Annotated in this window: 23 protein-coding genes; 12 read left to right on the forward strand and 11 right to left on the reverse strand. The window is 66.8% G+C overall.

Annotated elements, in window-relative coordinates; genetic code table 11:
* Positions 1-189: 189 nt before the first annotated feature.
* The 8 genes from miaB to BM244_RS10635 all read right to left on the reverse strand — a co-directional run bounded on the left by miaB (position 190) and on the right by BM244_RS10635 (position 6,487).
* Complete coding sequence (miaB, locus tag BM244_RS10600; RefSeq protein ID WP_093398835.1) at positions 190-1,506, reverse strand: tRNA (N6-isopentenyl adenosine(37)-C2)-methylthiotransferase MiaB; 1,317 nt, start codon at positions 1,504-1,506, stop codon at positions 190-192.
* A 293-nt stretch (positions 1,507-1,799) separates the two neighbouring features.
* Positions 1,800-2,474 (reverse strand): lysophospholipid acyltransferase family protein, encoded by a 675-nt coding sequence (locus BM244_RS10605; protein WP_254784372.1) that lies wholly within the window; start codon positions 2,472-2,474, stop codon positions 1,800-1,802.
* 43 nt (positions 2,475-2,517) lie between these two features.
* Complete coding sequence (locus BM244_RS10610) at positions 2,518-2,940, reverse strand: Fur family transcriptional regulator (RefSeq protein WP_056047123.1); 423 nt, start codon at positions 2,938-2,940, stop codon at positions 2,518-2,520.
* A 74-nt stretch (positions 2,941-3,014) separates the two neighbouring features.
* A complete protein-coding gene (locus BM244_RS10615) occupies positions 3,015-3,503 on the reverse strand; it encodes a GNAT family N-acetyltransferase (RefSeq protein ID WP_093398836.1) in 489 nt (162 codons plus the stop codon).
* Positions 3,503-4,120 carry a tRNA (adenosine(37)-N6)-threonylcarbamoyltransferase complex dimerization subunit type 1 TsaB gene (gene tsaB / locus BM244_RS10620; protein WP_093398837.1) on the reverse strand — a complete coding sequence of 206 codons (618 nt, stop codon included), beginning with the start codon at positions 4,118-4,120 and terminating at the stop codon, positions 3,503-3,505. The genes BM244_RS10615 and tsaB overlap by 1 nt, the downstream gene beginning before the upstream one ends.
* A gap of 120 nt (positions 4,121-4,240) precedes the next feature.
* Positions 4,241-4,834 (reverse strand): malonic semialdehyde reductase, encoded by a 594-nt coding sequence (locus BM244_RS10625; RefSeq protein WP_093398838.1) that lies wholly within the window; start codon positions 4,832-4,834, stop codon positions 4,241-4,243.
* On the reverse strand, positions 4,834-5,406 hold the full coding sequence (locus tag BM244_RS10630) for a NifU family protein (RefSeq protein ID WP_093398839.1): 573 nt from the start codon (positions 5,404-5,406) through the stop codon (positions 4,834-4,836). Before BM244_RS10630 ends, BM244_RS10625 begins: the two co-directional genes overlap by 1 nt.
* Positions 5,407-5,623: 217 nt before the next feature.
* Complete coding sequence (locus BM244_RS10635) at positions 5,624-6,487, reverse strand: aspartyl/asparaginyl beta-hydroxylase domain-containing protein (protein WP_254784373.1); 864 nt, start codon at positions 6,485-6,487, stop codon at positions 5,624-5,626.
* A gap of 148 nt (positions 6,488-6,635) precedes the next feature.
* On the opposite strand from BM244_RS10635, the gene BM244_RS10640 reads away from it, so the two are divergent.
* Positions 6,636-9,548 carry a M16 family metallopeptidase gene (locus BM244_RS10640; RefSeq protein ID WP_093398840.1) on the forward strand — a complete coding sequence of 971 codons (2,913 nt, stop codon included), beginning with the start codon at positions 6,636-6,638 and terminating at the stop codon, positions 9,546-9,548.
* A 157-nt stretch (positions 9,549-9,705) separates the two neighbouring features.
* Here BM244_RS10640 and BM244_RS10645 read toward each other — a convergent pair whose 3' ends face one another.
* The 3 genes from BM244_RS10645 to BM244_RS10655 all read right to left on the reverse strand — a co-directional run bounded on the left by BM244_RS10645 (position 9,706) and on the right by BM244_RS10655 (position 14,722).
* Positions 9,706-11,490, reverse strand: a complete 1,785-nt coding sequence (locus BM244_RS10645; protein ID WP_093398841.1) for an AMP-dependent synthetase/ligase — start codon at positions 11,488-11,490, stop codon at positions 9,706-9,708.
* 234 nt (positions 11,491-11,724) lie between these two features.
* Positions 11,725-13,461, reverse strand: coding sequence for a gamma-glutamyltransferase (gene ggt / locus BM244_RS10650; RefSeq protein ID WP_175518159.1), 1,737 nt, complete (start codon positions 13,459-13,461; stop codon positions 11,725-11,727).
* Positions 13,462-13,642: 181 nt separating this feature from the next.
* A complete protein-coding gene (locus BM244_RS10655; RefSeq protein ID WP_093398842.1) occupies positions 13,643-14,722 on the reverse strand; it encodes a quinone-dependent dihydroorotate dehydrogenase in 1,080 nt (359 codons plus the stop codon).
* Between the two features lie 310 nt (positions 14,723-15,032).
* Here BM244_RS10655 and BM244_RS10660 point away from each other — a divergent pair, with 310 nt between their 5' ends.
* The 11 genes from BM244_RS10660 (at position 15,033) to uvrC (ending at position 26,149) form a co-directional block, all read left to right on the forward strand.
* Positions 15,033-15,461, forward strand: coding sequence for an SUF system Fe-S cluster assembly regulator (locus BM244_RS10660; RefSeq protein ID WP_056057656.1), 429 nt, complete (start codon positions 15,033-15,035; stop codon positions 15,459-15,461).
* A gap of 124 nt (positions 15,462-15,585) precedes the next feature.
* Positions 15,586-17,076: a Fe-S cluster assembly protein SufB gene (gene sufB, locus BM244_RS10665; RefSeq protein ID WP_093399108.1), complete on the forward strand. Its 1,491-nt coding sequence runs from the start codon at positions 15,586-15,588 to the stop codon at positions 17,074-17,076.
* Positions 17,076-17,447, forward strand: a complete 372-nt coding sequence (locus tag BM244_RS10670; protein ID WP_093398843.1) for a hypothetical protein — start codon at positions 17,076-17,078, stop codon at positions 17,445-17,447. The genes sufB and BM244_RS10670 overlap by 1 nt, the downstream gene beginning before the upstream one ends.
* Positions 17,447-18,190: a Fe-S cluster assembly ATPase SufC gene (gene sufC / locus BM244_RS10675; RefSeq protein ID WP_093399109.1), complete on the forward strand. Its 744-nt coding sequence runs from the start codon at positions 17,447-17,449 to the stop codon at positions 18,188-18,190. Before BM244_RS10670 ends, sufC begins: the two co-directional genes overlap by 1 nt.
* 115 nt (positions 18,191-18,305) lie before the next feature.
* Positions 18,306-19,430, forward strand: a complete 1,125-nt coding sequence (locus tag BM244_RS10680; protein ID WP_093398844.1) for a SufD family Fe-S cluster assembly protein — start codon at positions 18,306-18,308, stop codon at positions 19,428-19,430.
* Positions 19,427-20,674 carry a cysteine desulfurase gene (locus BM244_RS10685; protein WP_093398845.1) on the forward strand — a complete coding sequence of 416 codons (1,248 nt, stop codon included), beginning with the start codon at positions 19,427-19,429 and terminating at the stop codon, positions 20,672-20,674. The genes BM244_RS10680 and BM244_RS10685 overlap by 4 nt, the downstream gene beginning before the upstream one ends.
* Positions 20,671-21,132, forward strand: coding sequence for an SUF system Fe-S cluster assembly protein (locus BM244_RS10690; RefSeq protein ID WP_056047148.1), 462 nt, complete (start codon positions 20,671-20,673; stop codon positions 21,130-21,132). Before BM244_RS10685 ends, BM244_RS10690 begins: the two co-directional genes overlap by 4 nt.
* Before the next feature lie 111 nt (positions 21,133-21,243).
* On the forward strand, positions 21,244-21,597 hold the full coding sequence (locus tag BM244_RS10695; protein ID WP_093398846.1) for a HesB/IscA family protein: 354 nt from the start codon (positions 21,244-21,246) through the stop codon (positions 21,595-21,597).
* Positions 21,598-21,889: 292 nt separating this feature from the next.
* Positions 21,890-23,281 carry an amino acid permease gene (locus tag BM244_RS10700; protein ID WP_093398847.1) on the forward strand — a complete coding sequence of 464 codons (1,392 nt, stop codon included), beginning with the start codon at positions 21,890-21,892 and terminating at the stop codon, positions 23,279-23,281.
* Positions 23,278-24,156, forward strand: a complete 879-nt coding sequence (gene mtnP, locus BM244_RS10705) for an S-methyl-5'-thioadenosine phosphorylase (protein ID WP_093398848.1) — start codon at positions 23,278-23,280, stop codon at positions 24,154-24,156. Before BM244_RS10700 ends, mtnP begins: the two co-directional genes overlap by 4 nt.
* A gap of 67 nt (positions 24,157-24,223) precedes the next feature.
* Entirely contained in the window at positions 24,224-26,149 is a 1,926-nt protein-coding gene (gene uvrC, locus BM244_RS10710) for an excinuclease ABC subunit UvrC (RefSeq protein WP_056055419.1), read from the forward strand.
* Positions 26,150-26,257 lie beyond the last annotated feature (108 nt).

The following is a 26,257-nucleotide window of genomic DNA, read 5'->3' on the forward strand; positions in this document are numbered from 1 at the left end:
GGGTGGTTTCGCGATCCGCTCGTATTGTTTTGAAGCCTCAGGGACGCCGTTGCGATCCTCCCCCGCAAGGGGGAGGTGTCGCCGCAGGCGACGGAGGGGGAGGACGCGCAACTGCGGTTATCGCGCCCTCCCCCTCCGTCAGGCAAGCGCCTGCCACCTCCCCCTTGCGGGGGAGGATCAGATCGGGGTTCAGGCTGCTTCTGCGATCCGTTCGATCCCGGTGAGGGAGTTCGGGCCCGCAGCCGCCAGCGTGACCTCCACCAAGTCGCCGATCGCGTGGTTGCCGATCAGGTGGACCGATTGCAGCCAGGGGGACTTGCCGATCAGCTGGCCGGGGAGTTTTCCCGCGCGTTCGAGCAGGACCGAGCAGGTGCGGCCGACGGTGGCGGCGTTGAAGGCGTGCTGGTCGCGGTTGAGCGCGGCCTGGAGGCGCTGGAGGCGTTCGTCCATGACCGATTCCGGGACCTGCTCGACGATCGATGCCGCGGGGGTGCCGGGGCGGGGGCTGTATTTGAAGCTGTAGGCCTGTGCGTAGCCGACCGCGTCGACGAGGCTCAGCGTGTCCTCGAACTCGGCGTCGGTCTCGCCGGGGAAGCCGACGATGAAGTCGCCCGACAGCGCGATGTCGGGGCGGACTTCGCGGACGCGGTCGAGCAGGCGGAGGTAGGAGTCGCGGGTGTGGCTCCGGTTCATCGCCTTCAGCACGCGGTCGCTACCGGCCTGCACGGGAAGGTGGAGGAACGGCATCAGGCTCTCGATATCGCGGTGTGCGTCGATCAGGCCTTGGGTCATGTCGTTGGGGTGGCTGGTAGTATAGCGGATGCGCGCGAGGCTCGGAATGCGGTCGAGGTCGCGGATCAGGTCGTGGAGGCCGCGCTCGTTTTCCGACCACGCGTTGACGTTCTGGCCGAGCAGCGTGATCTCGCGCGCACCGGCGTCGACCAGCGCCTTGGCCTCGTCGACGATCGCCGCGAATGGCCGGCTGATCTCTGCGCCTCTCGTGTAGGGGACGACGCAATAGGTGCAGAATTTGTCGCAGCCTTCCTGTACGGTCAGGAACGCCGAGGGGGCGACCTTCCGCCGAGCGGGGAGCGCGCCGAATTTCGACAGCAGCGGCATATCGGTGTCGAGCGAGGGCGTGCCGGCGGCGGCCTTGGCAACGAGCTCGGGCAGGTTGTGATAGGCTTGCGGGCCTACGACGATGTCGACCTTGGCTCGCGTGAAGATCTCCTCGCCCTCGGCTTGCGCGACGCAGCCGGCGACGGCGATCATCGGCGTCTTGCCGGACTTGCGACGCTGGTCCTTCCGGAGGCGACCGATGTCCGAATAGACCTTTTCGGTGGCGCGTTCGCGAATGTGGCAGGTGTTGAGGACGACGACGTCGGCGTCGACCGCGTCGGCTTGCGTGAGGCCCTGGGCGGCCATCAGTTCGGCCATGCGCTCGCCGTCGTAGACGTTCATCTGGCAGCCGAAGGATTTTACGTGGAAGGTTTTGGGGGGAGACATGCGGGAGGCCCTACCAAATTTGTGCGCGCGGGGGGAGGGGGCGTTGCTGGTTGGTATAGCGTGGAAGGGCGCTTGGCGATTTGCACCTCCCCGGCGGAGGCGGGGCGCAGTTGGGGGACGTCGCTAACTGAGCTCTGCGTCTCATTACTGCGACCTTTCCAACTGGGCCCCGGCCTTCGCCGGGGTGGCGGCTGAGATTGGGGATAGGTGGGAGCTTCCCTCCCTTGTTCTCCCGCGAAGGCGGGAGTCCAGTCTGGGCCCCCGCCTTCGCGGGGGAACACTCTTTGTTCGGGCTACAGCGCTTCCATGCGGCGGCGGGCTTCGGCGGCTATGGCTTTGCGGTCGCCGTACTCTGCGGAGTCGAAAGGTTCGGCGAAGTGCAGCGTCGCGACGAAACTGCCTTTGCGCTCGAGGACGCGGGCGGCGTGGTGTTGGCCGGGCTCGTCGCCGACCCAGGCCAGTTCGTTCGTCGCCACGCCATAATCGATGCGGACCGGTTGGACCTTCACGCCGGGTGGGGGCGGATCGAGCGCCGCCAGCAACGCGGCCTTGAAGGGGAGGAGCGAGGTGCCGTCGCCCGTCGTGCCCTCGGGAAAAAGGGTTACGGGCCAGTCGGCTGCGAGGGCGTCGCGGATCTGGGCGATCTGGGCCGCTACGGCCATGCGGTCGGCCCGCGAGACGAAGATAGTGTGGTTGAGCGTGCAGAGCCAGCCGACCAGTGGCGCGCTACGCAACTCGGATTTGGCGACGAACGCGGTCCCGGTCGCTCCCGACAAGAGCAGGATGTCGATCCAGCTCAAGTGGTTCGAAACGAAGACGACTTCGTGGCGAAGCGGCGTGCCGACGACGCGGGGTCGGGCGCCGACTATGCGCGCGACGAGCCCCAGGAAGCGCGGCGGCCAAGGCGACTTGCGGCCGAACAGCCGCCACGCGCAGTGCAACGGCAGCGCTATGATCAGCGCGAGCACCAGCGCCGCCAACCGCGCGCCGAGGCGGATCCTGCCAATCAGCTCAGTCCTTGCGGGTGAGCGCGACGCCGTAGAGTTCCATGCGGTGGTCGACCAGCCGGAAGCCCAGTTTCTCCGCAATCGCCTTCTGCAACTGCTCGAGTTCGGGATCGACGAATTCGATCACCTTGCCGCTCTCGACGTCGATCAAATGATCGTGATGCGCTTCGGGCGCGGGCTCGTAGCGCGCGCGGCCGTCGCCGAAATCGTGGCGATCGAGGATGCCGGCTTCCTCGAACAGGCGGACCGTGCGGTACACCGTCGCGATCGAGATGCCGGGGTCGATCTGCGACGCGCGCTCATAGACTTTCTCGACGTCGGGATGGTCGTCCGCCTCGGACAGCACGCGCGCGATGACGCGGCGCTGCTCGGTAATGCGCAGGCCCTTCTCGTTGCAGAGTGCTTCCAGATCGATCTTGCGCGGCATATGTCATTCCCTCGTTGCGTACCATGTAGGGCGTTCGCGCTGTTGCGAAAAGGGATAGTGACTCGCAATAAGCCTTAAGCGTTGATAACTTTCGAATATGTATGTGCGTCGTATGCGACGCCGGTCTTGCCGCGGTAATAGGCGCGACGCTCGCCGACCTTCACGAACCCGTGATGCGCGTACATCTTGACCGCGTCGTTGCCGGCGCGGACCTCGAGATGGAGCTTGGCAATGGCGCCGACCGAGCAGTCGGCGATGGCGGCGCGGATGAGCGCAGTACCGACGCCGCGGCGGCGATAATCGGGTGCGACCGCGATCAGCAACAGTTCGGCTTCGTCGGCGACTGACCGGGTCATCGTGAAGCCGGCGGGGAAGTCGTCGACAAAGGCGAGGGTCAGGTGGACGCCGGTCAGCGCGAGCACGCCGAGGCACTGGCTGCGCGTCCACGCCTCGCCGTAGCGCGGGTCAAACGCGTCGGTCATCAAGGCGTCGACGATCGCGAGATCGCGTGCGTCGCCGGTGCGGAGTGTAACGGTGCGCGTAGCGACTTGGCGCGTGGCCATTAATTCGGGACCGACGGCTTGGCGTCGGGCGCGCGGCCGTAGATCGGGCTCGGCGCTAGCGCGGTCAGCTTCGCGGGCAATAGGACCGCGGAGGCTGCATCCGGAAGCGCTTCGGTGAGGTCCAAGCCGTCATCGAGCGCGGTGAGCCAGCGGATGCCGTTGCCGACTGCGCGGCGCCCAGCTAGCGCGGCGAGCGCGGCGTCGGGCTTCAGCGATACCATGTCGGATCGCGGCGACAGATCGGCGGAGAACGCTTGCATGAAGACCTCGCCATGCCCGCCTTCCATGATCACCGCAATATCGTCGGTTAAGCGGTCGGCGAAACCGGCGGCGGCGATGAGCGGAAGCGAGGAAAAGCCGGCGATTTCCGCGCCCCAGCCGAGTGCGAGGCCACGGGCGGCGGCGATGCCTACGCGGACGCCGGTAAAGCTGCCGGGGCCGCAATCTACGATTATGCGGTCGGCGCGGCCGCCGTCGGGGAGCTCGGCGATCATCGGGATCAGCCGCTCGGCATGGCCGCGGCCGACGACTTCGTGCGCGCGGGCGACGATGGCGCCGTCTTCGATGAGGGCAACCGAGCAGGCGGTGGTGGATGTTTCGATTACTAGCGTGCGCAAGTCTTATTCCCTCTCCCCCTCGGGGAGAGGGCTAGGGTGAGGGGCGCCGCCAGCGCTGCCCTTCCCAACTGCCCCTCACCCCGACCCTCTCCCCGCAGGGGAGAGGGAGCAGGTCCCGCCTCAAGCGATGCTATTGAACTTCGCGAAGTCGGGGCGGGGCGAGCGGGCGTAGATCGTCGCGGGGTCGCCGTGGCCGAGCGTCGAGATGAAGTTGGTCCGCACCGCGGGCGTATCGTGGAAGAACGCCGCGTCGACCTTGCCCGCGTCGAAGCCCGACATCGGCCCGGTATCGAGCCCGAGCATCCGCGCGGCGATGATGAAATACGCGCCCTGCAGCGACGAGTTGCGGAACGCCGAGGCTTCGCGAAGTTCGGCGTTGCCGTCGAACCACGACTTCGCATCGGCATGCGGGAACAGCTCAGGCAGGTGTTCGTGGAAATTGGTGTCCATGCCGATGATCACCGACACTGGGGCCTTGAGGATCTTGGGCTGGTTCTGCGCGCTGCAAGCGTCGGCGAGCTTCTGCTTGGCTTCGTCGCTGACCACCCAGATCAGGCGTGCGGGGAGCTGGTTCGCGGAGGTCGGGCCCCACTTCATCAGGTCCCAGATCGCGTGCAGCTCGGACTCGGCGACCGGCTGGTCGGCGTAGCCGTTATAGCTGCGCGCGTCCCGGAAGACGGTGTCGAAGGCGGTATCGTCGAGTTTCTCGCGCATCAGACGGCTCTCACTTCGGTGACTTCGGGAACATAGTATTTCAGCAGCTGCTCGATGCCGTTCTTGAGCGTGGCGCTCGACGACGGGCAGCCGGCGCAGGCGCCCTGAAGCTGGAGGAAGACCTTGCCCTTGTCGAAGCCGCGATAGACGATGTCACCACCGTCGTTCGCCACCGCAGGTCGCACGCGCGTGTCGATCAGCTCGCGGATCTGCGCGACGATGTCGGCGTCCGCGGGGTCGTCCGACAGCGCGGGCTCGTCCGACGGCACCGAGAAGCCGGCGCGCGCAGGCTTGAACAGCGGCATCGCGGCGGAGAAGTGATCGAGCAGGATCGCGAGTACGTCTGGCTTGAGGTCCGACCAGGCGGTGCCGGGCGCGGCCGTGACCGAGACGAAATCGCGGCCGAAGAACACGCCGGTGACGTCGCCGAGGCCGAAGATCGCATCGGCGAGCGAACTCACCTCGGCTTCCTCGGGGGTCGCGAAGTCGCGCGTGCCGGCTTCCATGACGGTGCGTCCCGGCAGGAACTTCAGCGTCGACGGGTTGGGAGTGGATTCCGTTTCGATGAGCATGAGGGGCATGTGGCCCGAAGGGGGCGGGGGATCAAGCGCGGAACGGGAAACGGTTTCTTTCGGGGGGTGAGGGGCGGGGGCACAGTAACCGTACTTCTTGCCCCCCTCCCTCGTGAAGGGAGGGGTTGGGGGTGGGTGGGTTCGCAATTGCCGTCACGCCAGCCAAGCGGCCGACCCACCCCCAGCCCCTCCCTTCCAGGGAGGGGAGCTAGAAGTGTCAGACGTCCATCGCCTTCACCGCGGCGTTCCAGCTGCCGATGTTGCGGACCGCGTCCTGGACGAAGGCGGAGCGGCGCACCACGCCAAGGAACAGGTCGGCGATCCACTTGCCCGGATTGCGCAACGGCCGTTCGAACTGGATCAGCAGCACGACGCGGGTGCCGGTCGTGTCGTTCCAGACCTCGTGCTGGTAGGTGTCGTCGAACACGAGGGTCTCGCCTTCCGCCCAACGTACCACGCGGTCGTGGACGCGCATCCGGACGTCGCCGTCGCGGGGCACGATCAGGCCGAGGTGGCAGGTGATGAGGCCCTTGGTCACGCCGCGATGCTCGGGGATGTGCGTGCCCGGCGCGAGGATCGAGAAGAACGCACTGTTGAGACCGGGGATGCGCGCGACCGCCGCTGCCGTGTGTGGGCACCGCGCGAGGCTTTCCTCGATCGGGTAGCCATAGCCGTACAGGAAGAACGAGCGCCATTTGTCGACTTCGGCGATCGAGCGGTGATCGGGCGAGATCGTCGCGAGGCTGGGCGACGCCTCGCCTTGCAGCGCGACGCGGACGGCTTCGTCGCGGATCGCGGCCCAGTTCTCGCGCAGGCCTGCGGTCCAGGCGAAGTCGCGGACGTCGAGCACCGGATCATTGGCGACCAGCGAGGATGACGCGATCATGCGGTCGAACACGCCGCGCAGGTGCTTGCCGACGCGGATGATCAGCGGGCGGTTGGCTTCAGCGACCATCGGGCCGCCGGGTTTGGGTGCGCCCGAGATCACGTTCAGATCGGGTACGCGAGCGCCGCGCCGTACCGCCGGCTCGCCCGATTCCCGCCACAATGAAGACTGCCCCAGTTCGGCTCCGACCGTCATCTCTACCCTGTATCCCCGCGCGCTGCGGCGCCGATCCCCTTGTTAGGACACGATATACCGCCGGTGTTGGACGAAATGATGGCATCGGCACGATCGGTGCGGAGGCAGGGCACTGGCGAGCGACGTCCGTGGCCGCTACAGGTGCGGCATGGTGTTTTTCTCGCGCTTGTACCGCGCTCCCGTCCTGCTCCCCCTCGTGCTCGGGCTGGCCATTCCGGCTAGCGGCCAGATGGCGACCCAGCAGGCCGCGTCCACCCCCGCCAAGGAGGCGCCGACGCTTCCCGAACTGCCGGGGATCGATACGACCGCATGGCTCTACAAGGGCAGCGACCTCACCCGCGATCCCGAGTGGAAGTTCGGCACGTTGCCCAACGGCATGCGCTTTGCGGTACGCAAGAACGGCGTGCCACCGGGCCAGGTATCGGTGCGCGTGCGGATCGATGCGGGATCGTTGAACGAGACCGACAGCGAACGGGGTTTCGCGCATTTCATCGAGCATCTGTCGTTCCGCGGGTCCGAGTACGTGCCGGATGGCGAGGCCAAGCGCGTGTGGCAGCGGTTCGGGGCGACCTTCGGCTCGGATACCAACGCGCAGACGACGCCGACCTCGACCACGTTCAAGCTCGATCTCCCCTCGGCGACCGAAGCGGGGCTCGACGAGAGTTTGAAGATCATGTCGGGCATGATGGAGAAGCCGACGATCACCGACGCATCGGTCGCCGCCGAGCGCCCGATCGTGCTCGCCGAACAGCGCGAACAGCCGGGGCCTCAGGTGCGGTTCGGCGACGCGATCCGCGCGACGTTCTTCGCCGGGCAGCCGCTCGCGGATCGCTCGCCGATCGGCAACATCAAGACGCTGGAGGCCGCCACTGGTGCTACGGTGAAGGCGTTCCACGATCGCTGGTATCGGCCGGAGAACACCGTCGTCATCATCTCGGGCGACATGGATCCGGCGTTGTTCGGGCGGCTGATCGTCAAGAACTTCGCCGACTGGAAGGGCATCGGCCCGGTCGTGCCCGCGCCCGATTTCGGCAAGCCTGATCCGAAGGCGCCGGTCTCAGCGACGATCGCCGAGCCGGCGATCCCGGCGGTGGTGACGCTCGGCGTGGTGCGGCCCTGGGAGTATAAGGACGACACCGCGATCATGAACCAGAAGCGGCTGGTCGACGTGCTGGCCACCCGGCTCATCAGTCGCCGTCTGGAAACGCGCGCGCGGGCGGGTGGGAGCTACCTGCAAGCCGGTGTGTCGATCGACGACGTGTCGCGCTCGGCGAACCTGACGAGCGTCAACATCGTGCCGATCGGGACCGACTGGGAAGCGGCGTTGAAGGACGTGCGCGCGGTGATCGCCGACGCGCAGACCAACGCGCCGAGCCAGGCCGAAGTCGACCGCGAATACGCCGATTTCGATACGATCATGCGAACCAGCGTCGAGACGGCGCGAGTCGAGGCGGGGTCGAAGCAGGCCGACGACATGGTCGGCGCGCTCGACATCCGCGAGACGGTGGCCGGGCCCGAGACGTCGTACAAGATTTTGCAGGACGCCAAGGCGAAGGGCATGTTCACGCCCGCCACGCTGCTCGCGTCGAGCAAGGCGATCTTCGAGGGCACGGCTACGCGCGCCCTCGTCAATACGCAGACGCCGGATGCGGGCGCTGCGGCCAAGCTGGCGACGGCTTTGAAGGCGGACGTTTCGGGGCTGGCCGGCAAGCGTCGTGCGCAGGCTGCGGTCGACTTCTCGAAGCTGCCGTCGCTCGGCAAGCCGGGCGTCGTCGCCAGCCGCGAGAAGATCGCCGCGTTCGACATGGAGCAGGTGAACTTCGCGAACGGAACGCGGGTGCTGCTGTTCCCGAACGCGGGCGAGACCGGGCGCGTGTATGTGCGCGTGCGGTTCGGTGGCGGCTATACCGCGATCCCGTCGAACCGGCCGACGCCGGCTTGGGCGGGTGATCTTGCGCTGGTCGCAGGGGGTATCGGCAAGCTCGACCAGGGCGATCTCGACCAGCTGACCGCAGGGCGCCGGATCGGGCTCGACTTCGGGATCGACGACGACGCGTTCACGCTGAGCGCAATCACGTCGCCGGCGGATTATTCGGATCAGTTGCGGCTGATGGCGGCGAAACTCGCGTTCCCGGCGTGGGATCCTGCGCCGGTAGCGCGTGCTCGGGTGGCCGCTCTGGCAGGGTTCGCAGGCTATGACTCGTCGCCGGACGGCGTGTTGTCGCGGGACCTCGAAGGTCTGCTCCGCGCGGGTGATCCGCGCTGGGGGACGCCGTCGAAGCCGACCGTCGAGGCGCTGAATGCGAAGGACTTCCGCGCGTTCTGGGAGCCGATCCTGAAGACCGGGCCTATCGAGGTCTCGATCTTCGGCGACGTGAAGACCGAGGACGCGATCGCCGCCGTGGCGAAGTCGTTCGGGGCGATGAAACCGCGGACGGCGGTGTCGACGGTCGGCGCGCCGGTGGGGTTCCCCGCGCATAACGCGACACCGGTGATGCGTGCGCATACCGGCCCCGAGAACCAGGCGGCGGCGGTGATCGCCTGGCCGACCGGCGGCGGGATCGACAATATCGTCGAGGCGCGGCGTCTCGACGTGCTGGCGCAGGTGTTCAGCGACCGGCTGTTCGAGCGACTGCGGCAGGCGGCGGGCGCGAGCTACAGCCCCAACGTGTCGAGCCAGTGGCCGGTGGGCATGAACACCGGCGGCCGGATGGTCGCGATCGGGCAGGTCGCGCCGGACAAGGTGTCGTTCTTCTTCCAGATCGCACGCCAGATCGCAGCGGAGCTGGTGTCGACGCCGATCGCGGCGGACGAGCTGGACCGGATCAAGAAGCCGATGGGGCAGTATATCCTGCGTGCCTCGACCGGGAACCAGTTCTGGTTGCAGCAGCTCGGCGGGGCGACGTTCGATCCGCGGCGGATCGCGGCGACGCAGCGGATTGCTTCGGACTTGATCGCCACCACGCCAGTGGAGTTGCAGGCGACGGCAGCGAAGTATCTGCGGCCGGAGAAGGACTGGACGATGGCCGTGGTGCCGACTGCAGCGCCCGCGAAGAAGTGAGGTTCTAAGTCCCTCTCCCCGCCGGGGAGAGGGAGGGAGGAGCCGCTTGGCGACGGAAGGGTGAGGGGCTTTGGCGGCGGCGTTGCGAGCCTCACTCCCCTCACCCTCCCACACGCAAGCGCGTGCGGGCCCCTCCCTCTCCCCGGAGGGGCGAGGGTTATTTGTAGAGCCCGTCCAGCCGTTCCCCGTAGGCCTGTTTCAGGACGTGGCGGCGGATCTTCAGGCTGGGCGTCAGTTGCTCGTTCTCGATCGTGAACGGCCCGTCCGCGAGCACGAACCTCCGCACCCGCTCCGTCACCGTCAGGTCCTTGTTCACCCGCTCGACCGCATGCCCGATCGCCGTCCGGAACTCGCTGTTCTCCGCCAGTCGCGCGAAGCTGCACGCGTCGCCATTCCCCGCGCACCATTCCTGCGTCCACTCGGGATCGGGCACGATCAGCGCCACCATGTAGGGGCGCTTGTCGCCGGCGATCATCGCCTGCGCGATCTCGGGCTGGAGCGTCAGCATCCCCTCGACCTTTTGCGGGGCGACGTTCTCGCCCTTGTCGTTGATGATCAGATCCTTCTTGCGGTCGGTGATGCGGATCCGTCCGCGGTCGTCGATCTCGCCGATGTCGCCGGTGTGGAGCCAGCCGTCCTTGAGCACCTTCGCGGTCTCGGCGTCGTTGCGCCAATAGCCGTGCATCACGAGTTCGCCGCGCACCAGGATCTCGCCGTCCTCGGCGATGCGGACTTCGGTGTCCTTGAGCGCAGGGCCGACCGAGTCCATGCGCACGCCCGCCTTGGGGCGGTTGCACGAGATGACCGGCGCGGCCTCGGTCTGGCCATAGCCTTGCAGGAAGGTGAGGCCGAGCGCCTCGAAGAACAGGCCGACTTCCGGGTTAAGTGGTGCGCCGCCCGAGATCATCGCCTTCAACCGGCCGCCGAATTTCTTCGAGATCTTCGGCTTGAAGAGGGTGGCGACGGCCGCCTGCATCGGGCGGTCGATCAGGCGGAGGCGGCCGGCATAGCGCTTGCCGCCGATATCCAACGCCTGCCGCAGCAGATACGCCGAGGCGCCACCCTGTTTCTCGATCGTCTTCGAGATGCGCGTGCGGAGGACTTCGAACAGGCGGGGGACGACGAACATGATCGTCGGGCGCGTCTCCTCGATGTTGGCGGCGAGCTTTTCCAGGCCCTCGGCATAGTAGATCTGGCCACCGAGCGAGATCGGGAAATGCTGGCCGCCGGTGTGTTCATAGGCGTGGCTCAAGGGGAGGAACGAGAGGAATACCTCGTCGTCCCAGCCGAAATCCTCCGAGATCACGCTCGCGCAGCCGGCACAATTGTGGAGGATCGCGCCGTGGTGCTGCATCACGCCGCGCGGGGCGCCGCCGGTGCCCGAGGTGTAGATGATGCAGGCGAGGTCCTTGCGTTCGAAGTCGGCGCGGGCGGCGGCGGTTTCGGGCGCGGTCTGGTGCGCGGCGATCAGCGCGTGCCAGTTGTGGAAGTCGATCGAGGCGGGGACCTTCATGTCCTCGAGCCCGATCACCGTATGCGCCTGGTTCGAGCGGAGGACCGCCGGGAGCAAAGTCTTGGCGAGCTTGGCAGTCGAGACGATGATCGCGCAGGCGCCGGCGTTCTCGATGATGTGGAGGTGATCGCGCTCGGTGTTGGTGACGTAGGTCGGCACCGTGACGCAGCCGGCGGCCATGATCGCGAGGTCGCTGAGACACCATTCGGGGCGGTTCTCGGCCACGAGCATGACGCGGTCGCCGCGCTTGAGGCCTATCGCGGTTAGCGCGGTGGCAAGGCTGGCGACTTGGCGTGCCGCGTCCGCCCAACTGGTGGCGACCCAGGTGCCGCTCGTCTTGGTCCACAGGAACGGCGCGTCGCCCTTCTCCGCAGCGCGCGCGAAGAACATCGTCACGAGGTTCGGGAATCGTTCGAGCTGGCGGGCCATTGTCTCTCCCTGGGCGCTGTGCCGTTGCGCCTTGCACGACGCGATTCTGAGCGTTGGACGGTTACTGCGTCATAACCGGCGGGGGCTCAACCCCATCCGCTGCCACGGACCCGGCACCCCCCCCGGCGGAGGCCGGGGTCCAGATGGGAAGGTCGCAGTAACATCGTGCGAACGTCAATTAGCAACGCGTGCCAACTGGACCCCGGCCTTCGCCGGGGAGGTGGAGTTTGGTCGTTACTCCGGAGCGCGCTGGACGGCGCCGACGCGCTGGATCTTGGTGACGGTACCGTCCTCCGCGATCGCGACGCCTTCGCTGCGCGGATCTGCTGCGCCGACCCATTTGCCGCCTACGCGCTCGATCGCGTTTGCCTTCAAGCCGAGTGCTGCGACCTGGACGGTCTCGCCTAGCGCCTGCAACGCGGGAACCATCGTCTCGCGTTCGGTGCCCTTTTCCGCCGCGGCAACGTGGCCCGGCGCATACAGCAGCCCGAGTGCGATCGAGTCTTGAGCCGACAGTTTCCAGTCGACCACGCCGATGATGGCTTTGGCGACCTGCGCGATGATCGTCGAGCCGCCGGCCGCGCCGACCGCCAGGCGCACCTTGCCGTCGGGACCGTAGACGATCGTCGGCGACATTGAACTGCGCGGGCGCTTGCCGCCTTCGACCCGGTTGGCGACCAAGGCGCCGTCCTTGACGGGGACGATGTCGAAGTCGGTGAGTTGGTTGTTCAGGACCGTGCCGTCGACAGTCAGGCCCGAGCCGAAATAGCCTTCGACGGTGGTGGTCACTTCGACGACGTTGCCGCGCGCGTCGACCGTCGCGATGTCGGTGGTACCGGGGACTTCGCTGACTGGCGCTCGGGTGCGTGCGGGGGCGCCGGGAGGCGACCCGGCGGTGACGGTCGCCATTGTCTTCGCGGGGGAGATCAGTGCCGAGCGCGACGCGAGATACTTGGTGTCGAGCATGCCCTGCACCGGCACGCGGACGAAATCGGGATCGCCGACGTAGAGGTCGCGGTCGGCATAGGCGAGGCGCGAGGATTCGGCGAACAGGTGCCAGGCCTGCGCGCTGTCCTTGCCGAGCTTGCCCATGTCGAAGCGTTCGAGCTGCTTCAGGATCATCAGCACGGTGATGCCGCCGGACGAGGGCGGGCCCATCCCGCAGACTCGGTAGACGCGGTATTTGACGCACACCGGCGGGCGCGACTTGGCGTCGTAGCTGGCGAGGTCGCCCAGCGTCATCTTCGAAGGATTGCGCGCGGCGGTGTTGACCGCGGTGACGATCTTCTGCGCCTCGGGACCGACGTAGAAGCTGTCGGGGCCCCGGGCGGCGATGCGCTGGAGGAGGGCGGCTAGCTGCGGGTTCTTGATGACCGCGCCGATCGCGACCGGCGAGCCGTCGGGGGCGGAGAAGAGCTTGCGTGTCTCTGGCGTGATGTGGTCGCCGTAAGCCTTCATGCCGTTGACGAGGCGCGGGGAGGCCTGGAAGCCGTTGGTCGCGAGGCGGATCGCGGGGGCGAAGAGCTGCGCCCAGGGGAGTTTCCCCGACGCACGGTGCGCGAGCGCCATGCCGCGGAGCGCGCCGGGGATGCCGACGCTGCGACCACCGGGGACCGCGTCGCTGTGGCTCAGCGGCGTCCCGTCGGGGGCGTAGAACCAGCGCGCATCGGCGGCGGCGGGGGCTTCTTCGCGCGCGTCGATCGTGCTGAGCGCGCCGCTGGCCGCGTGGGAGATCCAGAAGCTGCCGCCGCCGATGCCGGAGCTTTGTGGTTCGACGACGTTGAGGGCTAGCATCGTGGCGATGGCGGCGTCGGTGGCGCTGCCGCCGGCGCGGAGGATCTCGACGCCGGCTGCGGCGGCGCGCGGGTCGGCGGCGCTGACCATGCCCTGGTCTTTGGCCGGGGCGGGTTGGCGCGCCTCTACGGTGGCTGCGGGGACGAGGAGGGCGAGCGCTAGGAGTGAGGTCTTCATCGAGCGCGAACCTAGCGTGGTTCGAATACTAGGCAACCCGTCTCGCAACCTTGCGATCCTCCCCCGCTAGGGGGAGGTGGCTGGCGCTTGCCAGACGGCGGGGGCGGAAGGAGCAACCGCTGTTCCGTGTCCTCCCCCTCCGTCACCTTCGGCGCCACCTCGCCTTGGCGGGGGAGGATCGTTAGGCGTCGACCCCCACCGCGTCGGCGACCGTGGCGAATCCGTCGCGGGTCAGCAGCGCGTCCAGTTCGCGGAGAATGCGGGCGGGGAGGCCTGGCCCCTCGTAGACCAGCGCGGTGTAGAGCTGGACAAGGCTCGCACCGGCGCGGAGGCGGGCATAGGTTTCGGCGCCACTGTCCACGCCGCCGACCGAGATCAGCGGGATCGCTGCGCCTGTGGCCTTGCGGAAGTCCGACAGGCGTTGGCGGGCCAGCGGGGCGAGGGGGGCTCCGGACAGGCCGCCGGTTTCCTTGGCGGTGGCCGAGCGCAGGCCGGGGCGGGAGATCGTCGTGTTGCTGACGATCAGCGCGTCGATGCGGTTGTCGAGTGCGGCGCGGGCGATGTCGTCGATGTCGGCGGGGTCGAGGTCTGGGGCGACCTTGAGGAAGATCGGCGTCGTGCCCTTGGCGGCGGTGCAGGCGGCGAGGAGGTCGCGCAGGGCCGCGCCGTGCTGGAGATCGCGGAGGCCGGGGGTGTTGGGGGAGCTGATGTTGATCGTGATGTAATCGGCGTGGGGCGCGGCGTTCGTGACGCCGTGGACGTAGTCGGCGGTGCGATCGGTCGCGTCCTTGTTCGCGCCGACGTTGATGCCCAAAACGCCTTCACCGCCCGGCCCCTTGTTCACCCGCGAAGGCGGGTGCCCAGACTGGGCACCCGCCTTCGCGGGTGAACATACTCGGGAGAGGGCCGCGTCCAAGCCGCCGTTGTTGAAGCCGAGGCGGTTGATTACCGCGCGGTCTTCTGGAAGGCGGAAGATGCGAGGCTTGGGATTGCCGGGCTGCGCAAGCGGCGTGAGCGTGCCGATCTCGACGCTTCCGAAGCCCAACCCGAAGAACCCGTCGATCGCCCGCCCGTCCTTGTCGACCCCTGCCGCCAAGCCGACCGGGTTGAGGAAGGCGATCCCCGCCACGGTCGTCGCGAGCCGCGGCACGCTGGGGGCGAGCGGCGTGCCAGCCTTTCCCCATGCGCCGAGCGCGGCGATGGTGAGGGTATGCGCGCGCTCGGCGTCGAGGCGGAACAGGATCGGGTGGTAGAAGGCCATGCGCGTCGTCCTTGCTCCTTCCACTGGTCGGGCGACCGGTCGAGAAGGTTCTTCCTTGCTCCCCTCCCTGGAAGGGAGGGGCTGGGGGTGGGTTGGTCCGTTGGCTGTTGCTCCCTGGCGTCAGCAGCCGACCCACCCCCGACCCCTCCCTTCCAGGAAGGGGGGAAGTCAAGCTTTCGGGTCGTGTGCGATGCACAAAACAGCGCTCCAGTTGCGAGTCGTTAGCACCCCTGGCCGGGTTGACGATGCACTGCACAAAGCCCATTTGACCAATCGGATCATATCGGTCCGATTGGACTCCACACCCACCATGCGTCTTTCCAGCCTAGCCGACTATGCGGTCGTAATGATGAGCGCCGCGGCGCGTCATTGCGGCGGTATCGCGCGGCTGAACGCTACGCTGCTCGCCGAGGAGACCGGCGTGCCGCTGCCGACCGTGCAGAAGCTGGTGAGCCGGCTGTCCGCCGCGGGGCTGATCGAGAGCACGCGCGGCACCGGCGGTGGCTTTCGCCTTTCGCGACCGCCCGCGATGATCTCGCTCGCCGACATCATCGAGGCGGTCGAGGGTCCGATCGCGCTGACCTCATGCGTCGATGGCGCATCGCAGGATTGCTGCGTCGAGCAGACGTGCAAGGTGAAGCCGCACTGGAACGCCGTCAACGGCGCGGTCCGCGGTGCGCTCGCTGGGGTGTCGCTAGCCAGCCTTTCGCAAACCCCGGTTTTACAGGTGCCCGCATGACCTTGCGCGCAGCTTACCCCTTCCTCCGCGATCTCTGCGCCTCTGCGCGCAAAGATTCTTGTTCGCGCAGAGGCGCAGAGATCGCAGAGTTTTTTGAGAGCCGCAGCGCGGCGGAGATGGAATGATGGCTACCCGGAACGCAGAGGCCTACGCCGCCGCGAACAAGACGTACGAGTGGGGCTTCTCCTCGGACATCGAACAGGAATTCGCGCCCAAGGGCCTGTCGGAAGACACGGTGCGATTCATTTCCGCCAAGAAGGGCGAGCCGCAGTGGATGCTCGACTGGCGGCTGAAGGCGTTCGCACTGTGGCAGACGATGGAGGCACCCGACTGGTCGAAGCTCAACGTGCCTCCGATCGATTATCAGGACGCGTATTACTACGCGCAGCCCAAGGCGAAGCCGAAGCTCGGGTCGCTCGACGAGGTCGATCCGGAGATCCTGCGCGTCTACGAGAAGCTCGGCATTCCGATCGGCGAGCAGAAGATGCTGGCGGGCGTGGTCGAGGATCCGCTGAACGAGGACGGCACCCCCAAGCGTCGCGTCGCGGTCGATGCGGTGTTCGACAGCGTCTCGGTCGCGACCACGTTCCGCAAGGAGCTCGAGGCTGCGGGCGTGATCTTCCGCTCGATCTCCGAGGCGATCAAGGAATATCCGGAGCTCGTTCGGAAGTGGCTCGGCAAGGTCGTGCCGCAGCGCGATAACTACTTCGCGACGCTGAACTCGGCGGTCTTCTCCGACGGCACGTTCGTCTACATCCCCGAGGGCGTTCGCTGCCCGATGGAGCTGTCGACGTACTTCCGGATCAACGCGGAGAATACCGGGCAGTTCGAGCGCACGCTGATCGTCGCCGACAAGGGCTCGTACGTCTCGTATCTCGAAGGCTGCACCGCGCCGATGCGCGACGAGAACCAGCTTCATGCCGCCGTGGTCGAACTGGTCGTGCTCGACGATGCCGAGATCAAGTATTCGACCGTGCAGAACTGGTATCCGGGCGACGAGAACGGCGTCGGCGGAATCTATAACTTCGTCACCAAGCGCGCGTTGTGCCAGGGCAAGAACTCGAAGGTCAGCTGGACCCAGGTCGAGACCGGCAGCGCGATCACGTGGAAATACCCGTCGTGCGTGCTGCTCGGCGATGGCTCGGTCGGCGAGTTCTATTCGGTCGCGGTGACGAACAATCGCCAGCAGGCCGATACCGGCACGAAGATGATCCATCTCGGCAAGAACACGCGCTCCACGATCGTGTCGAAGGGGATTTCGGCCGGGCGTTCGGACAACACGTACCGCGGGCTGGTGCGCGTCGCACCGACCGCGGAGGGCGTGCGGAACTTCACGCAGTGCGACAGTCTGCTGCTCGGCGACCAGTGCGGCGCGCATACCGTGCCGTATATCGAGGTCCGCAACCCCTCCGCGCAGATCGAGCACGAGGCGACGACGTCGAAGATCTCCGAGGACCAGCTGTTCTACGCGATGTCGCGCGGGTTGGACCAGGAGGCGGCGGTGGCGCTGATCGTGAATGGCTTTGCGCGGGAAGTGCTGCAGCAGCTGCCAATGGAGTTTGCGGTGGAAGCGCAGAAGCTGCTGGGGATTTCGTTGGAAGGCTCCGTGGGGTAATGTTTGAGCAGATGCGGTCTGACTTGGCGGCGCGGTTGAAGGTTCTGATGAACCGCTTCGACGCGATCGTCACCCGCGCCGACCACATACGATCTGATGCAGAGCAGGCTCAACGGCTTGGACTGCCAGCTGGCCAAACAATATCTCTTGTAACAGAAATTTTTTCCAAGGCTGATCAGCAATTAGGATTGTGTGGTGAGTCCATCACACTTTTGCTGGTCAATCGGTCACTGCCGCTAATGTTCAAGCGCGACGTGTCGAAGGCTGAGGATTTTGCGAAACAGTGCGAAGCGCGACTCAACGAGATTGATCATGCTCGCCAAACTGGAAGAGAGGCCTTTCGGTCTCGCTTCGCGATTCAGGATGAATGATGCTGAAAATTGAAAACCTCCACGCCGAGATCGACGGCAAGGAAATCCTCAAGGGCCTGTCTCTCTCGGTGAACGCGGGCGAGGTGCACGCGATCATGGGGCCGAACGGGGCGGGCAAGTCGACGCTGGGCTATGTGCTCGGCGGGCGGCCCGGCTATGAGGTCACGGCGGGCTCGGTGACGTTCGACGGCGTCGACCTGCTCGAGCTGGAGGCGCACGAGCGCGCCGCGGCGGGCGTGTTCCTGGGCTTCCAGTATCCGGTCGAGATCCCCGGCGTGTCGAACGTCCAGTTCCTGCGCGAGGCGCTCAACGCCCAGCGCGCGACGCGGGACGAGAAGCCGTTGTCGGGGGGTGAGTTCCTGAAGCTCGCGCGCGGGCAGGCGGATCTGCTCGGCATGGATTACGACATGCTCAAGCGGCCGGTGAATGTCGGGTTTTCGGGCGGCGAGAAGAAGCGCAACGAGATGGTCCAGATGGGCATCGTCAACCCGAAGTTCGCGATCCTCGACGAGACCGATTCGGGGCTCGACATCGATGCGCTGCGCGTCGTCGGCGACGGCATCAACCGCATCATGCGCGCGCCCGACAAGGCTGTGCTGCTGATCACGCATTACCAGCGGCTGCTCGATTACGTGGAGCCGGACTTCGTGCACGTGCTGGCGGACGGCAAGATCGTCCGCTCGGGCGGCAAGGACCTCGCCAAGCAGCTCGAGAGCGAAGGCTATGTGGGGATCGCCGCGTGAGTGTATTTCGCGCTGAAGGCGCCTTAATCTCTCCCCTTACTCTCCGCGTCTCCGCGTCTCCGCGTGAGAAAATTTTGTTCACGCGGAGACGCGGAGACGCGGAGGAGTTGCGCTCGTGACGACGCTTACTCTTCCTTCGACGCGCGAGGAATCTTGGCGCTGGGGTGATCCGGCGGCGATCGCGGCAGCGGCTGAGTTGCCGCGCGGTGTTGCGCTGGATGCTGGCGAGTGGTTTCTCGACTTGCCGGGTGCGCGGGCGGTGTTCGTCGATGGTGTGCTCGACGAGGGGCGCAGCGATCTGCGGCATGTCACGATCGTACCGATCGACGGCGGATCGCACGCGCTTGGGCGTCGGACGACCGGGCTGGGCTGGTCCATGCGCGTCGACGCGGATGCGACGGCCGAACTGATCCAGATCGTCCACATCGCAACGGGTGGCGATAACCAGCTTCCCGCGGAGATCGTTCTCGTCGCCGGCGCGAGCGCTTCGGTCGTCGAGACGTATGTCGGGGCTGGCTGGTCGAACCGGTCGACGCGGATGATGCTCGGCAAGGGTGCCAAGCTGACGCGCGCTGTGCGGTTGCTTCAGGCCGGTGGCTTCGTGTCGTTGCGCGACGAGGTCGAGGTCGGTGCCGAGGCGAGCCTCATCGTGACGGTGCTCGGCGCGGGCGATGCCGGGACGCGGATCGATGGGTCGATTACCGTGACCGGTGACGACGCGTTCGCCGAATATGGCGGCGCGTTGCTGACGCGGAACGACCAGCGGCAGGAGTGCGCGGTGTCGGTCCGGCATGCGGCGCTGAACGGGCAGAGCAAGCAGATCTGGCGTGCCGTCGCGGCGGACAAGTCGACCGCGAGCCTTGCGGCGAGGGTCGAGGTGGCACGCGATGCGCAGAAGACCGACGGGGTGCAGTCGCTCCGCGGGTTGCTGTTGCAGCGTACCGCGACGGTCAACCTGAAGCCCGAGCTGGAGATTTTCGCGGACGACGTGAAGTGCGCGCACGGTGCCACGGTCGGCGAACTCGACCAGCGCGCGCTGTTCTACATGCAGAGCCGCGGCATCCCGCATGCCAAGGCGCAGGCGCTGCTCACGCGCGCGTTCGTTGGCGATGCGTTCGTGCAGATCGCGGACGAGACGGTGCGCGAGGCTTTCGTGGCGGACGCGGACGCGTGGCTGGAGCGGGCGCTTTCTGCTCCCCTCCCGCTTGCGGGAGGGGTTGGGGGAGGGGCTTCATCATGAGTATCGTTCTCGACCAAGCCCTCCCCCGACCCCTCCCGCAAGCGGGAGGGGAGCCTCTTGATCGCCTGTCGGACTTCCCGGCGATCCCCGAGGGCTGGGCGTATCTCGATACCGCTGCCACCGCGCAGAAACCGCAGGTCGTGGTCGATGCGATTACGCGCGCTTATGGCGAGACCTACGCCACCGTGCACCGCGGAGTTTACCAGCGGTCCGCCGACATGACCGTCGCGTACGAAGCGGCGCGCAAGGCCGTGGCGCGGTTCATCGGTGCGGGTTCGGCCGATGAGATCGTGTTCGTGCGCGGTGCTACTGAGGCGATCAATCTCGTCGCGCAGTGCTGGGCCGGGACGCAGTTGAAGGCGGGCGATCGCATCCTGCTCTCGATGCTCGAGCATCATTCGAACATCGTGCCGTGGCAGATGATCGCCGAACGCCTCGGCGTCGCGATCGACGTGCTGCCGCTGACGCCCGACCACCGCATCGATCTCGACGCGATGGAGCGGATGATCACGCCGGCGCACAAGCTGGTCGCGCTCGGGCATGTATCGAACGTGCTCGGCTCGGTGCTCGACGCCAAGCGCGCCACCGAGATCGCGCATTCGGTCGGCGCGAAGATCCTGCTCGACGGGTGCCAGTCGGTGCCGCGGATCACGGTCGACGTGAAGGTGATCGGCTGCGATTTCTACGTGTTCTCCGGGCACAAGCTGTACGGGCCGACCGGGATCGGCGTGCTTTGGGCCAAGCCGGAACTGCTCGACGCGATGCCGCCGTACCAGGGTGGCGGGTCGATGATCGACAAGGTGTCGTTCGCGAAGACCACCTATGCGCCGCCGCCGGGACGGTTCGAGGCAGGCACACCGCATATCGTCGGCGCGCTCGGGCTGCATGCCGCGATCGACTATGTCGAGAGCATCGGGCTCGCCGCGATCCACGCCCATGAGACCGCGCTGGTGACCGCCACGCGCGAAGCGCTGTCGGGGATCAATTCGGTGCGCCTGTACGGCCCGGCGAACTCGGCGGGGATCGTGAGCTTCACGATCGAGGGGGTTCATCCGCACGACATCGGCACCATATTGGATGAGGAGCGCGTCGCGATCCGTGCCGGCCATCACTGCGCGCAGCCGTTGATGGAGGCGCTGGGCGTCGAGGCGACGGCGCGCGCGAGTTTCGGCGTGTATAACGGGCCGGCGGACGTCGAGGCGCTGGTGCGCGGTATCGAGCGAGTAACGAGGATCTTCAAATGAGCGATCGGTTCGAGATCGAGGAAGTGGATGCGGTCCAGTCGCCGCCCAAGGCGCGCGTCGTCATGGAGACGGACTCCGACGCGGAGCGGAAGCGCGATTATCTCGCAGGCTTTCTGGCGCAGAAGCCGCAGGTGGATTCGCCGGGCGAGCCCGGCGGCGCGGTGTACGATGCGATCATCGACGCGCTGAAGGAGATCTACGATCCCGAGATCCCGGTGAACATCTATGACCTAGGGCTGATCTACGGCGTCGAGGTGACCGAGGACGGGCACGCGGTGGTGGCGATGACGCTGACGACGCCCAACTGTCCGGTCGCGGAGTCGATGCCGGCGGAGGTCGAGATGCGCGTCGGGTCGGTGCCAGGGGTCGGGTTTGCGGAAGTGAACCTGGTCTGGGATCCGCCTTGGGATCCGCAGAAGATGTCGGACGAGGCGAAGCTCGAGCTGGGTATGCTGTAATTATTCCCCTTCCGCTTGCGGGAGGGGTTAGGGGAGGGGAGAGCGGAACGCTGCTGTTCAAGCCCTCCCCCGACCCCTCCCGCAGGCGGGAGGGAGCAGAAGGAATTGGTGATGGCAACGACATTGCGAGCACGGCCGGCGGCGCTGAACCTCACGGAGACGGCTCATGCGCGGATCGCCGACTTGATGGCTCGGGCTTCGGAGGATGCGATCGGGGTGAAGCTGTCGACGCCCAAGCGTGGGTGTTCGGGGCTGGCCTATTCGGTGGATTACGTCACCGAGGCCAAGCCTTTCGACGAGCGGATCGATACGCCGGGGGGGACCTTGTTCGTCGATGGCGGGTCGATTTTGTACCTGATCGGGTCGACGATGGACTGGGTCGAGGATGATTTCACCGCGGGGTTCGTGTTCCAGAACCCGAACGCCAAGGGTGCGTGCGGGTGCGGCGAGAGCTTTACCGTCTGAGTTTTACCATGGGGTAGCTTGTTTCCCCGCGAAGGCGGGGACCCAGACTGGGCTCCCGCCTTCGCGGGAGAACAAGGATTGAGTTGAGACGGTGCCCCATGGCTCCGTCGCCCCGGACTGGTTCCGGGGTCCACCCTTCCGCGGACTCAAATCTCTCGAATATGCGGAACAGTGGATGCCGGAACGAGCCCGGCATGACGGGGGGGGGCGGCAACCGGAGCTGGCAAGGCCGCCGAACTTGCCCCCCGCCGCCCACCTGTGGCACTCCCCGCGGCAAGAAGAGGGGATATCCGTGGCCAGTCTGTTTCGCCGAAAAATCGTCACCGAGCAGCCGCCGGAGCATCAGCTCGCGCGCACCCTGTCGTGGCCGCACCTCGTGGCGATGGGCGTCGGCGGGATTGTCGGCACCGGCATCCTGACGCTGATCGGCGTGGGGGCAGGGCTCGCCGGGCCAGCGGTCATCCTGTCCTTCATCATCGCCGGCGGGATCTGTGCCTGCGCGGCGCTCGCCTATGCCGAGATGGCCACGATGATCCCCGCCTCGGGCAGTGCGTACACCTACAGCTATGTCGTGCTCGGCGAGCTGATCGCCTGGGTGATCGGCTGGAGCCTCATCCTCGAATACTCCCTCGTCGTGTCGACCGTCGCGGTCGGCTGGTCGGGCTATGCCGCACCGTTGCTGCGCGGAGCGTTCGGGTTTCCCGAGGCGCTGACGCTCAGCCCCGAACTTGGCGGTATTCTCAACGTGCCGGCGATCTTCATCATCGCGGTCGTCGCCGGTGTGCTGTCGTTCGGCACGCGCGAGAGTGCGACGCTGAACGCAGTGCTGGTCGGCGTGAAGATGATCGCGCTGACCGTGTTCGTGTTCATCGCGCTGCACTATTTCAACAGCGCCAACCTCCACCCGTTCATGCCCTACGGCTTCCCCAAGGCGGTGCAGCCCGATGGGGCGGAGCGCGGCGTGATGGCGGCGGCAGCGATCATCTTCTTCGCGTTCTACGGCTTCGATGCGATCTCCACCGCAGCGGAGGAGACCAAGAACCCAGGCCGCGATCTCGCGATCGGGATCGTCGGGTCGATGGTCGCGTGCATCGCGATCTACATCCTCGTCGCGGTCGCCGCGGTCGGCGCGCTGTCCTACACCAAGTTCGCCGGCAGCGCCGAGCCGCTCGCGCTGATCCTGCGCGACATCGGCCGGCCGGGGTTCGCGACCTTCCTCGGTGCATCGGCCGTGATCGCCTTGCCGACGGTGTTGCTCGCGTTCCTGTTCGGCCAGAGCCGTATCTTCTTCACGATGGCGCGCGACGGATTGCTCCCGCTGAGCCTCGCCAAGGTTTCTAGGCGAGGTGCCCCCGTCCGCATCACGTGGATCACGGCGGCGATCGTCGCGGTGATCGCAGGCCTGTTGCCGCTGGCCGAAATTGCAGCACTCGCCAACGCCGGTACGCTCGCCGCATTCGTCGCGGTCTGTGCGTGCATGCTGGTTATGCGTCGCCGTGCACCCGATGCGGTGCGGACGTTCCGGGCACCGGCTGCGACGCTGGTCGGCACGATCGGTATTCTCGGCTGCCTGTATCTGTTCTTCAGCCTGCCCTCCAAGACGCAGTTGTATTTCGGGCTGTGGAACCTGCTCGGCCTCGCGATCTACTTCGTCTACGCACGGCCGAGGGCGCTGGCCAAGTGAGCGGCTGGACGATCGGCATCATCGGCGGCTCGGGACTTTACGCGGTCGACGGCATCGAGGATGGTCGCTGGCAGACGGTCGAGACGCCGTGGGGCGAGCCTTCCGATGCGATCTACACCGGGCGGGTCGGCCATGCCGGTGTCGCGTTCCTGCCACGGCATGGCCGAGGCCATCGCATCTCCCCCTCCGAACTCAACGCCCGCGCCAACATCGACGCGTTGAAGCGCCTCGGCGTGACCGATGTTCTGGCGGTGTCCTCGGTAGGCTCGCTGGTCGAGGCCCGCCCGCCCGGCAGCTTCACCGTCGTCGACCAGTTCATCGATCGCACCAAGGGCCGCCCGTCGAGTTTCTTCGGTACCGGCCTCGTCGCGCATGTGTCGATGGCGGATCCAGTCTGCCCGCGGCTCTCGCGCTATGCGGCGGACGCAGCACGGGATGCAGGCGCACAGGTCGACGACCGCGGGACCTATCTCGCGATGGAGGGCCCGCAATTCTCGACCCGCGCGGAAAGCCGGCTCTATCGGCAATGGGGTTGCGACGTCATCGGCATGACCGCGATGCCCGAGGCGAAACTCGCGCGCGAGGCGGAGCTTCCGTACGCGCTGGTCGGCATGGTCACCGATTACGATTGCTGGCGCGAGGACGAGGCGGTCGTCGACGTCGCGCAGGTGATCGCGCAACTCGGCGCCAACGCCCGGAAAGCGCGCGCGATGGTGGCGGCGCTGCTGCGTGCCTTGCCGGCGGAACGGCCGCCATCGCCGATCGATACCTGCCTCGATAGCGCGATCATCACCGCCCCCGCCGTGCGCGATCCAACCCTTTCCGCAAAGCTCGATTCGATTGCAGGGCGCGCGTTGCGAATCGCCGCATCCTGACCACGATCGTCCGGCGATACACGGCCGATCTGGCATAACCCCCCGTCACTCCCTAGATTCCCCAGCAATGTCCTCCCCCAATTCCCCCGATCGGTTCAACGAAGACAAGTCCACGTTCGCGGTCCGCGGCGGCGGCGAAGCGCCAGACCTAGCGGCAGGCGTCGCGGCGATCCGCAACGTGCTCGACACGCTGCCGATCCGTCCCGGTGTCTACCGCATGCAGGACGCGCGCGGCGACGTGCTCTATGTCGGCAAGGCGCGCGCGCTGCGGAACCGCGTCGCGAACTATGTCCAGGTCGAGCGGCTGACGAAGCGCCTTCAGCGGATGGTGTCGCAGACCCGGTCGATGACGATCGTCACCACCAACAACGAAGCCGAGGCGCTGCTGCTCGAATCGCAGCTCATCAAGCGCTATCGCCCCGCCTACAACGTGCTGCTGCGCGACGATAAGAGCTTCCCCTTCATCCTCCTGCGCGACGACCACGCCTTCCCCCGCGTCCAGAAGCACCGCGGTGCACGGCGTGCGAAGGGCAATTACTACGGGCCGTTCGCGAGCGCCGGGTCGGTCAACAACACGCTCAACGCGCTCCAGAAGCTGTTCCTCCTGCGCAGTTGCACCGACAGCTTCTTCAAGACCCGCGACCGGCCATGTCTGCTCTATCAGATCAAGCGCTGCTCCGCGCCGTGCGTCGGCCGGATCGACGAGGCCGCGTATCGGGAACTGACCGAGGATGCGAAGGCGTTCCTCGGCGGCAAGTCGACCGGCGTGCAGGCCAAGCTCGGCGCGCAGATGCAGGCCGCCGCGGAGAACATGGACTTCGAACTCGCGGCGCTGCTCCGCGACCGTCTCCGCGCGCTCACCTTCATCCAGGGCACGCAGGCGATCAACGCGGAAGGGGTTGGCGACGCCGATATCTTCGCGATGGCGTGCAAGGACGGGCTGATCGGCATCCAGGCGTTCTTCATCCGCGGCGGCCAGAACTGGGGCCATCGCAGCTTCTTCCCGCAGCACACCAACGATGTCCCCGAGGATGAGGTGCTGACCAGCTTCCTCGGCCAGTTCTACGAAGAGGTCCCGCCACCCAAGCAGATCCTGCTCGACCGCGAACTGACGGAAGGTGCACTGCTGGCGGAAGCACTAGGCGAACGCGCCGGCTATAAGATCGCGTTGCAGGTCCCGCAGCGCGGCGATCGCCGCCGCCTGATGGACCAGGCCAAGCGCAACGCGATCGAGGCGATCGAGCGCCGCCAAGCCGAATCGACGACGCAGGCCAAGCTGCTGCGCGAGGTCGCCGACCTGTTCGACCTCGCCGAGCCGCCCGAGCGCATCGAGATCTACGACAACAGCCACATCCAGGGCACCGCCGCGACCGGCGCGATGGTCGTCGCGGGGCCGGAGGGCTTCCGCAAAGGCCAGTATCGAAAGTTCAACATCAAGAACAAGGATACCGCGCCGGGCGACGACTTCGCGATGATGCGCGAGGTCTTCACACGGCGGTTCTCGCGCGCGCAGGCCGAGGATCCCGATCGCGATTCGGGTGATTGGCCGGACCTCGTGCTGATCGATGGCGGCAAGGGCCAGCTCAACACGGTGAAAGCGGCGCTCGAGGAGATCGGTGTCGAGGACGTGTGCCTCGTCGGGATCGCCAAGGGGCCGGAGCACGGCCGCGATGGCCGCGAGGTGTTCCACATGCTCGACGGTCGCGAGTTCCAGCTCCCCGTCAACGCGCCGGTGCTGTTCTATCTCCAGCGCCTCCGCGACGAGGTCCACCGGTTCGCGATCGGCGTCCACCGCGACAAGCGCAGCAAGGCGATCGGCGCGAGCCCGCTCGACGAGGTCCCCGGCATCGGTCCGGCGCGCAAGAAGGCGTTGCTGATGCATTTCGGCACCGGCCGCGCGGTCCGCAATGCGAGCCTGCAGGACCTGCAACAGGCGCCGGGCGTGTCCGCGGGCGTCGCGCAACAGGTGTATGACTTCTACCATTCGCGGTAGCGAGCGTGCGGGAGCATGTCGGCCCGCCGATGTGCTTCCCGTCGAAATCCCGATCTCGATCAAGCGGATTGCAAAAAACTACACCCATTCTTCATTGCACGTTGTTAC

The organism is Sphingomonas sp. OK281 (genome assembly GCF_900115295.1).
In the GTDB taxonomy this organism is placed as follows: domain Bacteria; phylum Pseudomonadota; class Alphaproteobacteria; order Sphingomonadales; family Sphingomonadaceae; genus Sphingomonas.

What these genes read in the sequence shown, in the direction of transcription:
- miaB (WP_093398835.1), bottom strand. Translation starts at nt 1,506, where the DNA reads ATGTCTCCCCCCAAAACCTTCCACGTAAAATCCTTCGGCTGCCAGATG.
- BM244_RS10610 (WP_056047123.1), bottom strand. Translation starts at nt 2,940, where the DNA reads ATGCCGCGCAAGATCGATCTGGAAGCACTCTGCAACGAGAAGGGCCTG.
- BM244_RS10615 (WP_093398836.1), bottom strand. Translation starts at nt 3,503, where the DNA reads ATGGCCACGCGCCAAGTCGCTACGCGCACCGTTACACTCCGCACCGGC.
- BM244_RS10625 (WP_093398838.1), bottom strand. Translation starts at nt 4,834, where the DNA reads ATGCGCGAGAAACTCGACGATACCGCCTTCGACACCGTCTTCCGGGAC.
- BM244_RS10630 (WP_093398839.1), bottom strand. Translation starts at nt 5,406, where the DNA reads ATGCTCATCGAAACGGAATCCACTCCCAACCCGTCGACGCTGAAGTTC.
- BM244_RS10635 (WP_254784373.1), bottom strand. Translation starts at nt 6,487, where the DNA reads ATGACGGTCGGAGCCGAACTGGGGCAGTCTTCATTGTGGCGGGAATCG.
- BM244_RS10640 (WP_093398840.1), top strand. Translation starts at nt 6,636, where the DNA reads ATGGTGTTTTTCTCGCGCTTGTACCGCGCTCCCGTCCTGCTCCCCCTC.
- BM244_RS10645 (WP_093398841.1), bottom strand. Translation starts at nt 11,490, where the DNA reads ATGGCCCGCCAGCTCGAACGATTCCCGAACCTCGTGACGATGTTCTTC.
- ggt (WP_175518159.1), bottom strand. Translation starts at nt 13,461, where the DNA reads ATGAAGACCTCACTCCTAGCGCTCGCCCTCCTCGTCCCCGCAGCCACC.
- BM244_RS10655 (WP_093398842.1), bottom strand. Translation starts at nt 14,722, where the DNA reads ATGGCCTTCTACCACCCGATCCTGTTCCGCCTCGACGCCGAGCGCGCG.
- BM244_RS10660 (WP_056057656.1), top strand. Translation starts at nt 15,033, where the DNA reads ATGCGTCTTTCCAGCCTAGCCGACTATGCGGTCGTAATGATGAGCGCC.
- sufB (WP_093399108.1), top strand. Translation starts at nt 15,586, where the DNA reads ATGGCTACCCGGAACGCAGAGGCCTACGCCGCCGCGAACAAGACGTAC.
- BM244_RS10670 (WP_093398843.1), top strand. Translation starts at nt 17,076, where the DNA reads ATGTTTGAGCAGATGCGGTCTGACTTGGCGGCGCGGTTGAAGGTTCTG.
- sufC (WP_093399109.1), top strand. Translation starts at nt 17,447, where the DNA reads ATGCTGAAAATTGAAAACCTCCACGCCGAGATCGACGGCAAGGAAATC.
- BM244_RS10685 (WP_093398845.1), top strand. Translation starts at nt 19,427, where the DNA reads ATGAGTATCGTTCTCGACCAAGCCCTCCCCCGACCCCTCCCGCAAGCG.
- BM244_RS10690 (WP_056047148.1), top strand. Translation starts at nt 20,671, where the DNA reads ATGAGCGATCGGTTCGAGATCGAGGAAGTGGATGCGGTCCAGTCGCCG.
- BM244_RS10695 (WP_093398846.1), top strand. Translation starts at nt 21,244, where the DNA reads ATGGCAACGACATTGCGAGCACGGCCGGCGGCGCTGAACCTCACGGAG.
- uvrC (WP_056055419.1), top strand. Translation starts at nt 24,224, where the DNA reads ATGTCCTCCCCCAATTCCCCCGATCGGTTCAACGAAGACAAGTCCACG.